Below are 9,209 nucleotides of genomic sequence, written 5' to 3'. Positions count from 1 at the left end.
TAAATTATAGGTAGTTATATATCTATATATAAGCAGCTCTCTATTTTAAAAGCTTCAAGCTTGCTAAGTCCAATACTAGACGGTATCGGACATTAAGTGGCTTTAAACAACTATTATAGTTATTCATAGTTATCACCTTGAGGTTCCTTAATGCTTAGCTTAATATTAAAGCACAAGCCGTAAAAAACATTGAAGTATTCATATGGAATTTGTACGCCCACTCGAACCAATTTTAATTATTGATGATGTTAAACAGATCCGCGCTGATTTAAGCCAAGTATTAGCCGGTTTAGGTTTTGATGACATTATTGAGTGCGATAATTTTAATTGTGCTAAACCTCTGCTTATTGAAAAATCACCCAACGTTATATTCTTAGATGTTGATTTACCTGATTCTGAAAGCATTGAAATTTTAGAGTCGATTAACAACGAACACCCTCATGCACATGTTGTTATGTGTTCAGGCCACAATAGCTTTGAAACAGTGCAAAATACCTGGGAGCTAGGCGCAAAAGAATTTATAGCTAAGCCCTTTAACGCGCAAAAAGTTGATGCGGTAATGAAACGTTTAGAACTCATAGATTAAAGGAAATTATGCAGCACATTGTTACGACAATAATTGATGACCTATCTACCGTTATATTTGGTAAACAACAACAAATAAAATTAGCGTTAGCCTGTTTATTTAGTGAAGGCCATTTACTAATTGAAGACTTACCCGGCATGGGAAAAACCACTTTGTCGCATGCATTAGCTGCAGTACTGGGGTTATCGTATCAGCGTATACAATTTACCAGCGATTTATTGCCCGCTGATATTATTGGCACCAATATATTTAATAATAATGAACATAGTTTTTCATTTCATAAAGGCCCAATTTTCAGCCAAGTGGTGCTCGCTGATGAAATAAATCGCGCGGGTCCTAAAACACAAAGTGCTTTATTGGAGGCGATGGAAGAACATCAAGTAACAGTAGATGGAGACAAGTACCCGCTCCCTACTCCATTTTTTGTAATTGCGACTCAAAATCCATTATATCAGGCAGGTACATACCCGTTACCAGAATCACAACTAGATCGTTTTTTAATGCGAATAAGTTTAGGGTTTCCACCTAAAGATGCAGAAAAACGGTTACTGTTAAATAATCTAAAACGTGATTATTCGCAGTTACCGCAGCGAATTGAACAACATCAACTTAAGCAAATTCAAGATGCTATATCAAATATCACGCTAAGTTCGCCAGTGGTTGATTATATAATTGAGTTAGTGACTTATACTCGTGAGTCTCAAACATTAACGACTTCGCTTTCCCCAAGAGCCAGTATGGCACTGGCTAAATCGGCCAAAGCGTGGGCTTATATTGAAGGCCGTGATTATGTACTACCCGAAGATGTACAGGCTGTTTTTTCAAGTGTGTGTCAGCATCGATTAGGTTTACATAGTGATGCGGGCGATACACAAATAGCGGCCATTTTAAAACATGTTTTAGTGCCCGTTTAGGTAAATGCGTATTTATAAATTTAAGCGCCCTACTTTTATTCACGATATAAAAAGCGCGATTTTAACTGCCTTATTAAAAAATAAGCACAAAAAAAATAGCATCACCTTAAAACATAATACTATTTATGTTTTACCATCCACGCTTGGCGTTTACTTTAGCGTTGTTGCATCATTAAATTTTGTAATGGGGATTAATTATCAAAATAATTTAATTCTGTTTATGGCTTATTTAATGTTTGTGATTATAATTTTTGCATTGTTATTGGGCTACAGTAATGCCAGAGGTTTAACTGTCAGCTTTAAATACGCCATTGACAGTTTTGCGCCTCAGACACCACAGCTAGTTTGGCAAATAGAAGCCGATGATCCTTGCCAATCCATTACATTGAGTTACCCCAAGGATTTAAAAAATGCGTGTTACATTACGCGCGTTAAAAATGAAGTAATAAAATGCCAATTATCATTACCTTACACCAAGCGAGGCTGTTACAAGTTAAAGCCAATAAAAATTGCCAGTAATTACCCCTTTGGTTTAGTCAGTGTGTGGAGTTATATACAACCGAATAAAGCAGTGTATGTTTATCCGTCAATAATTAAAACAACAAATCAAAAACACCAAAACCTAGTTGCAAATAATACCGATGAAGGCACTGAAACACATAAAGGTGATGATGAATTTGAAAGTTTAATTACTCATTTACCAGAAATGGGGTTACAGCGAATATCATGGAAGCACTATGCAAAAACACAGCAATTACTTGTAAAACAATTTAGTGATTTTAAATCAGCGGATGCACAATTCGATTTTAACTTAGTCACGGGCGATACCGAACAGCGTTTAGGGCAACTCTGTTTTTTAGTTTGCCAAGCATTTGAAAGTGATATTAATTATTCTTTAAAACTTCCTAATAAATTAATCACCACCAATTCAGGCAAGCTGCATCATAAGCGCTGTTTACAAGCGTTAAGCCAAGTCGGTAATGATAATGAATGAGATTAAAAACCATCGCGTTATTAACTTTGCTCTATCGTTTATTTATTTAGGGCTAGTCAGTTTTTTTACAGAGCACTTACCCCTGCCCTTTATTGCAATGCTTAGCGTGTTATGTGGCTGGAATGTTTATTTAACAGTTAAACAAAAGCAGAAACCCAACGCGTGGTTTGCTAATGGATTGGCCGCCATTGCATTAATTATTATGCTAAGCAGCATAGGCTTTAAAGATACCGTCGTATTGTTTGTAGCCATGCTGTTATTGTCGTGTGTTTTTAAATTATTGCAGGCAAAATCAAAACAGCATTACCAATTGATCATTACCCTTACGTTCTTTTCACTCTCAGCGGTATATTTGTTTAGCCAAACCATTTTTACTACCTTAGTTATAAGCACCTTCTATATTTTAAACTTTGCGGTGCTAGGGTTATTAGAGTCTAGTCATAGCTTAAAACTCTCTTCAAAACAAAGTGCTAAAATTATGCTACTGGCTTTTCCTTTAGCCGTAATACTTTTATTATTTTTACCTAAACTTCCGGCATTTTGGCAACTACCTGGTCCAAAAATGGCACAAACAGGATTATCTGAGCAAGTCGATCCGTTTGATATAGCTAAGTTATCAAATTCTGATGAACTGGTATTTAGAGCAAAATTTAATGGTACACCACCCCCTACGCCCTATTATTGGCGCGCTATTGTACATGATGAATTTGATGGTGCAGCGTGGAAAACATCCTCCTTTTTAAAGCAAGCGTTGATATTACCCGCTAAAAAAAGTACGAGTGAAAATGAGGCTCAGTATACGGTTATAGCTGAGCCTGCTATTTCAGATTGGCTATATGGGCTTGGTTTTTCAAGTAGTGAAACCCCCAATGTTATTGCCAATACTTTAGGTTTATTACGTAAACAACAATATAAATCCAAGGTTTTACAATATGAAGTTAATAGTGAACCGTTATCTAGTACATCGCTTAATAAGTCCCAACAGCGGTTTTATAGCCAATTAACTGTTAGTAATAATCAAAAATCTCAGCAGTTAGCGCAACAATTAAAAAATAATAGCGCCAATGCCGATGAATTTTTTAATCGACTTTTAAGCTATTTTTCAAAAAATGAATTTAGCTATACACTTACACCTACACCCATGCGCGGCGAAAATACGCTCGATCAGTTTATGTTTGATAATAAACGCGGTTTTTGCGGGCATTATGCCAGTGCCGCTGCCTTTATTTTTAGAAGTGCAGGTATTCCTGCGCGTGTTGTCAGTGGCTATTTAGGTGGCGAGTTAAATAAAAACAGTGATTATATGACTATTCGTCAATACGATGCGCATGCCTGGGTTGAAGTATATACTGGCGCGGGTTGGAAAATATTTGATGCCACGGCGGTTGTCGCACCCGAGCGGTTAAACGGCTCCTTGTCACAAAGTGCTACCCTTAATGACGAATTCAAAAATAATATTAACTTTGGGCTCGTTAGTTTAAGTAACTATGCCGCCATTAATTGGCTTAGACTTGAATTAGAAAACTTAGATTATCAATGGTCTAGTTGGGTGCTTGGGTTTGATAAAGACAAACAACAAGATTTGTTTGCTACCTTATTTGGTAATAAGTTTATTTGGCTGGTGCCACTTGGGGTTATTATTATTTTAATTTTGAGTTTTACGGCTTACTTTATTTATTTAAACAGACCTAAAGCCTCAACAAAACAACCGCCACTGGTAAGTGAATTTTATGAAATTATTCGTTGGGCTAATAAACACGCGATTAGCTATCCTGAAAATGCCACGCCAACCCAAACTTTAGAACACATTAGCAATCAAGCGCCCCATGCAGAGCAACAAATAACCGCTTTTTGTGAGTTATTTAAGCAAGTGCGCTATGCAAGGCATCCATTTACTAAAGAACGTAAAAATCAGGCTAAAGATCTGATAAAATTAATTAAATCTACAAAACAGAGAAATCTATGAACGCAGTAATTATCGGCGTTATTTTAATGCTTGGACTCACTTTAGTCCGTGTAAATGTGATTGTTGCAATGACGATAAGTGCACTGGTTGCTGGATTAACCGCTGGCATGGGATTGAAAGAAAGCATCGATGCATTTAATTCAGGATTATCGTCAGGTGCCGAGATTGCTTTAAGTTATGCTATGTTGGGCGCATTTGCCGTGGCAATTTCTAAGTCAGGCCTAACACGTATTTTAGCCGCGAAGTTATTGGCAAAAGTTAACGCACAAACTGGCTCAAGCGAAAGCCTGCTCAGCTATTTTATCCTGTTTATTATTTTGATTTGTGCTATTTCTTCACAAAATTTAGTCCCTGTTCATATTGCGTTTATTCCTATTCTAATTCCGCCGTTATTGGTGGTGTTTAACAAATTGCGATTAGACAGACGCGCTATTGCTTGTATTTTAACCTTTGGTTTAGCTACCTCGTATATGGTACTCCCTTATGGGTTTGGTGGAATTTATTTATACTCTATATTACATAAAAACCTAGTGGATAATGGCCTTGAAATAGTCAATACCAGCGTACCTTTGGCAATGATTATTCCTGCTATTGGCATGTTCGTGGGGTTGTTAATTGCGTTGTTTATTACTTATAGAAAACGCCGAGAATATACAAATACCGCCCTTACCGTTGAGAGTAAACAAACAGAAATTGATAACCCCAAAAAAGTAATGATGGTTGGTTTATTTGCTGTTGTTGCGTCGTTAATTGCTCAAAATGCCAGTGGCTCTATGATATTAGGCGGCCTAGTTGGCGTGGTTATATTTAGTGTATTTGGTGTGGTTAAGTGGGAAGAAAACGGCGACGTATTTAGTAAAGGCGTGGCAATGATGGCCATGATTGGCTTTATTATGATCTCAGCACAAGGTTTTGCCGCGGTCATGAAAGAAACCGGACACGTAGCCAGCTTAGTTCACAGTAGCGCCGCAATTTTTGATGGTAATAAGCCGATGGCTGCGGCTGTAATTTTATTAGTCGGCTTATTTATAACGATGGGAATAGGCAGCTCGTTTTCAACGGTGCCTATTATTGCCACCTTATTTGTTCCTTTATGTTTAGAGCTAAACTTTTCCGTAATGGCAACCGCTGCACTTGTTGGTACTGCTGGCGCATTAGGTGATGCCGGCTCCCCGGCCTCTGATTCTACATTAGGGCCAACTTCCGGCCTTAATGCTGATGGTCAGCACGATCATATTTGGGATTCAGTGGTACCAACCTTCATTCACTTTAATTTACCGCTATTGGTATTCGGCTGGATAGCCGCTATGGTACTTTAATTTTTAAAAGGTGTGCTTTGTGCACGCCTTTTTATTTTGAAATTTACACCCTCCTTTTTTACTCATTATCTCAAACAAACATTAATGCTAAGTTTGCAGCATTAAGAAATAGAGTATGATGTGTTCTTAATGGGTTTTAATATAAGCACCAAAACTAGGTGCTTATATTAATTTACTATTTAGCGTTATAACTCAAAGCCATGTAGCATTTTATCGCATACTACCGGTGTTGGTCTGTGGTTATCATCCACGGCAACAAAGGTAAAACTACCCGTAATAGCAGAATGCTTATTATCTTTGTGCATGGTTTCTAGGAATATTTCAACATCTACCTTTAGGCTGGTATTCCCTACATGCGACACTTTTGAGATTAATTCGGCAAATGAACCTGCCGGAATAGCCTCTTTAAAATCTACCCTATCAGATGAAATAGTCACTAATGGCTTACGGCAAAAACGGGTAGCTGCTATAAAAGCAACCTCATCCATCCACGCTAATGCATCACCACCAAATAGCGTATTGTGGTGATTAGTACGCCCAGGAAATACCGCTTTTGTAACCGATGTGGTCGAATCTTTTATACGTTGCGCAATAATTGCTTCGCGCTCTACTTGAGTCATAATCTCTACTTTTTGTTTGCTAATGTGTCTTGCATCAATAATGCAGGGTCAAGGCGTTCACCTTGCCAATTAAATCGCCAATCTAAATGCGGGCCAGTTACACGGCCCGTAGCACCTATTTCAGCCACTTTCATACCTTGTGTAATTTTATCCCCCACTTTTACATCTAGCTTGCTTAGATGAATGTAAGTCGAGGTAACACCGTGGCCATGATCTAAAATTAAAGTACCACCTGAGTAATATAAATCTGGTTCAGCAAATACCACGGTACCGCTGATCGGCGCATACACAGGAGAGCCTGTTTTATTTGCTATGTCTAAACCAAAGTGTGGTCTGCGTGGTTCACCATTAAAGTAACGCTGGCTTCCATAAACACCTGAAATACGGCCCTCGGCAGGCCTAAGCACAGGCTGTAAAAAGTACTCTAGGTCAGAGTCAACAGCGCGCGCTTTTCTTACCGCGACCGCTTCACGGCTAATACGTTCACTGACCGCTTTTGGTGGCGATACATATTTTTTTGCAACACCGGTTATTTTATCGATGTTGTAGTCGCGAAGGGTTATAACTAAATCTTGGCTGTGGTTTTTTCCACTTTTATCAACCCATGATAAAGTGTGGTTTGGTTTTGCATCACGACCAAAACCAAATACAAATAAGCCATTATCAGATAGCTTTAATGGCTTACCATTTAAACTAACCGATTTTGCGTTATTTAATTGCCCTGTAACCAAGCCGCCTTGAGTTAAATGCCCTTTTAGTTCAACTGCCAAAGCACTAAAACTAAATGATGCAATTAACGCTGACACTAATAAGGATTTAAGCATAACTAATTGACCCTTTGCCAACGCCTTCATAAGCGGTAATTTTTACGTCTTTTTCTGGATGCTGCAGTTTTACTTGGCCGGCAATATACTCAGCAATACATTCTACTGTGGTATCTATTGGTAAAATGTCGCAACGCGATTCGCTAATAGCCATTTCAAAATAACCTTGCGCGGCTGTATATGCAAAACACACGTCATCTTCTTTGGCGATAATGTGTTTTAATTCAGAGGCGCTGATTTGATCTTCGCTGGTAGCTAAGTAAATATCTTGCCATTTATCAGCCCACTGTTTTTGTAAACGAGGCATAGAGATACCACCTAAGCTGATCCCTATTTGTGAACGATGGCCATGAATAATGCGCTGGCAATTACCATCATGCTTTTTAAGGCCATGGCTGTAGTGGTAGTAAAAACTTTGGTTGTGCTCAGGCTTTAATACCAGTTCAATTTTTTCAATATTATCAGGAAGCTGTGGCAGTATTGTGGCAACTAAATACTCTGTAACCGACTCAATGGTTATCTTATCGGTATCTATCAGGCAAAAAGCTTGATGAGGCGCACTCATTGCAAGGTGCTTATTCTCACCAAATGTACAATCTAATGTTTTATGATCAGCAAATTCATTAATGCTACCGTTTATGTTATTTGGAACAGCTAAACGGTGATCAATACACTCATCAATAATGCCTTTTATTTGCTTTTTAACTAAGCCAAAGTCTAAAACCATAGACTCTTCATTTAGTTTGCCATGTAAAGTCAAATCAACAATCCAACTTTCGCCAACTGCACCGCGTTTATTGCATAAGTAAGAAAAATCAATCACAGTGAGTGAGTTAACAAAAAGGGTCATAAATTTCCTTTAAACTGATTAAAAGTCAGCCCTAATTATAATGATTTCTGTTAGTAATTGCGCGGTTTAATCATACTAAAATCAGTTGCATTGACTGATTGGCTATATTTAAACCATTTTTTAACTGCTCCGAGTTGTTTAGCGTACAAGTGTACGCTAAAGTACGGGGCAATTTCTAAGCAAAGATAAAGTGTTATGGAACCTAAAAATAGCTATACAAAAGAAGATTTGATCCTTTGTGGTCAAGGTGAAATGTTTGGTGAAGGAAATTGTCGTTTACCAAGTGACAACATGTTAATGATGGATCGTATCATCTCTATCACCGATGATGGTGGTGAGCACGGTAAAGGCCAAATTATTGCTGAGCTAGATATTGACCCTAGCCTATGGTTTTTTGACTGCCACTTTAAAGGCGACCCTGTAATGCCGGGTTGTTTAGGCTTAGATGCAATGTGGCAACTGGTTGGGTTTTTCTTAGGCTGGTCTGGTGGCCCTGGTCTTGGCCGCGCATTAGGTGTAGGCGAAGTGAAATTTACTGGCCAAATTCTACCAACGGCAAAAAAAGTAACTTACCGTCTCGATATGAAACGCGTTATTAAACGTAAGTTGTTTATGGGCATGGCTGATGGCACTGTTGAAGTAGACGGCCGCGTTATATACGAAGCAAAAGATTTAAAAGTGGGCTTATTCCAAGACACTAGCGCGTTTTAATTTTAATGCACGCAACAAAAAAGCCTCTAACTAGAGGCTTTTTTGCTTAAATTCGTTGTGAGTTTATGTTTTATACATATTGCGATTTTCTATTGCCTCGCGCCAACCACCAAGCCACTCAGACTTAGGATCAACTTGTTGATAAGGGCAGTGCTCTTTTGAGCGACCAGCTAAACCAGCTTTAAAACCTTGAGAATGAGCTCTTTCTAAACGATCTCTTTTCTGTCTCTTCATCGGTAAAATCCTCACCTTTATATTTATATTTTTGTAGCATTAAATTCATCTACATTTAATAAATAGCCAACAAAAATGTTAAATTCAAACACAAAATACAATTAATTTGTTTGACTTTAACTAAGCTGCTGATGCAATGATAAATTAATTTAAAAATAATTTTATTGATCAACTTTAACCAATTTAACTTT

The 9,209-nt window shown here is 38.0% G+C and carries 10 protein-coding genes; 6 read left to right on the top strand and 4 right to left on the bottom strand.

Going from position 1 to position 9,209, the window contains the following annotated elements; translation table 11 throughout:
* Positions 1-202 precede the first annotated feature (202 nt).
* The 5 genes from A9479_RS18890 to A9479_RS18870 all read left to right on the top strand — a co-directional run bounded on the left by A9479_RS18890 (position 203) and on the right by A9479_RS18870 (position 5,779).
* Entirely contained in the window at positions 203-586 is a 384-nt protein-coding gene (locus A9479_RS18890) for a response regulator (protein ID WP_013464929.1), read from the top strand.
* Between the two features lie 8 nt (positions 587-594).
* Positions 595-1,500 (top strand): MoxR family ATPase, encoded by a 906-nt coding sequence (locus tag A9479_RS18885; protein WP_028835247.1) that lies wholly within the window; start codon positions 595-597, stop codon positions 1,498-1,500.
* A gap of 232 nt (positions 1,501-1,732) precedes the next feature.
* Entirely contained in the window at positions 1,733-2,494 is a 762-nt protein-coding gene (locus tag A9479_RS18880) for a DUF58 domain-containing protein (protein WP_231893599.1), read from the top strand.
* Positions 2,487-4,460, top strand: a complete 1,974-nt coding sequence (locus tag A9479_RS18875; RefSeq protein ID WP_064664270.1) for a DUF3488 and transglutaminase-like domain-containing protein — start codon at positions 2,487-2,489, stop codon at positions 4,458-4,460. Before A9479_RS18880 ends, A9479_RS18875 begins: the two co-directional genes overlap by 8 nt.
* Positions 4,457-5,779, top strand: a complete 1,323-nt coding sequence (locus A9479_RS18870; RefSeq protein ID WP_028835250.1) for a Na+/H+ antiporter family protein — start codon at positions 4,457-4,459, stop codon at positions 5,777-5,779. The genes A9479_RS18875 and A9479_RS18870 overlap by 4 nt, the downstream gene beginning before the upstream one ends.
* Before the next feature lie 185 nt (positions 5,780-5,964).
* Here the strand turns inward: A9479_RS18870 and A9479_RS18865 are convergent, their stop codons facing one another.
* Genes A9479_RS18865 through A9479_RS18855 form a run of 3 tightly spaced genes read right to left on the bottom strand, consistent with a single transcriptional unit; the run spans position 5,965 to position 8,073 of the window.
* Positions 5,965-6,399, bottom strand: a complete 435-nt coding sequence (locus A9479_RS18865; RefSeq protein ID WP_008114650.1) for an acyl-CoA thioesterase — start codon at positions 6,397-6,399, stop codon at positions 5,965-5,967.
* A 5-nt stretch (positions 6,400-6,404) separates the two neighbouring features.
* Positions 6,405-7,223 carry a M23 family metallopeptidase gene (locus A9479_RS18860; protein ID WP_058154594.1) on the bottom strand — a complete coding sequence of 273 codons (819 nt, stop codon included), beginning with the start codon at positions 7,221-7,223 and terminating at the stop codon, positions 6,405-6,407.
* Complete coding sequence (locus A9479_RS18855; RefSeq protein ID WP_028835252.1) at positions 7,216-8,073, bottom strand: 6-carboxytetrahydropterin synthase; 858 nt, start codon at positions 8,071-8,073, stop codon at positions 7,216-7,218. The genes A9479_RS18860 and A9479_RS18855 overlap by 8 nt, the downstream gene beginning before the upstream one ends.
* A 195-nt stretch (positions 8,074-8,268) precedes the next feature.
* Between A9479_RS18855 and fabA the strand changes: the two genes are divergently transcribed.
* Positions 8,269-8,784: a bifunctional 3-hydroxydecanoyl-ACP dehydratase/trans-2-decenoyl-ACP isomerase gene (gene fabA / locus A9479_RS18850; protein ID WP_008114654.1), complete on the top strand. Its 516-nt coding sequence runs from the start codon at positions 8,269-8,271 to the stop codon at positions 8,782-8,784.
* A 63-nt stretch (positions 8,785-8,847) separates the two neighbouring features.
* Here fabA and rmf read toward each other — a convergent pair whose 3' ends face one another.
* Positions 8,848-9,018, bottom strand: coding sequence for a ribosome modulation factor (gene rmf / locus A9479_RS18845; protein ID WP_008114656.1), 171 nt, complete (start codon positions 9,016-9,018; stop codon positions 8,848-8,850).
* Positions 9,019-9,209 lie beyond the last annotated feature (191 nt).

It is taken from the genome of Pseudoalteromonas sp. MQS005 (genome assembly GCF_001661605.1).
GTDB classification, from domain to species: Bacteria; Pseudomonadota; Gammaproteobacteria; order Enterobacterales; family Alteromonadaceae; genus Pseudoalteromonas; species Pseudoalteromonas tetraodonis.
Note: the sequence above shows the minus strand (reverse complement) of the source record. Positions and strands in the feature narration are given on the sequence as shown.

Bases quoted from the DNA above. Each gene is read 5' to 3' on its own strand.
- A9479_RS18890 (WP_013464929.1), top strand. From the start codon at position 203: ATGGAATTTGTACGCCCACTCGAACCAATTTTAATTATTGATGATGTT.
- A9479_RS18885 (WP_028835247.1), top strand. From the start codon at position 595: ATGCAGCACATTGTTACGACAATAATTGATGACCTATCTACCGTTATA.
- A9479_RS18880 (WP_231893599.1), top strand. From the start codon at position 1,733: ATGTTTGTGATTATAATTTTTGCATTGTTATTGGGCTACAGTAATGCC.
- A9479_RS18875 (WP_064664270.1), top strand. From the start codon at position 2,487: ATGAATGAGATTAAAAACCATCGCGTTATTAACTTTGCTCTATCGTTT.
- A9479_RS18870 (WP_028835250.1), top strand. From the start codon at position 4,457: ATGAACGCAGTAATTATCGGCGTTATTTTAATGCTTGGACTCACTTTA.
- A9479_RS18865 (WP_008114650.1), bottom strand. From the start codon at position 6,399: ATGACTCAAGTAGAGCGCGAAGCAATTATTGCGCAACGTATAAAAGAT.
- A9479_RS18860 (WP_058154594.1), bottom strand. From the start codon at position 7,223: ATGCTTAAATCCTTATTAGTGTCAGCGTTAATTGCATCATTTAGTTTT.
- A9479_RS18855 (WP_028835252.1), bottom strand. From the start codon at position 8,073: ATGACCCTTTTTGTTAACTCACTCACTGTGATTGATTTTTCTTACTTA.
- fabA (WP_008114654.1), top strand. From the start codon at position 8,269: ATGGAACCTAAAAATAGCTATACAAAAGAAGATTTGATCCTTTGTGGT.
- rmf (WP_008114656.1), bottom strand. From the start codon at position 9,018: ATGAAGAGACAGAAAAGAGATCGTTTAGAAAGAGCTCATTCTCAAGGT.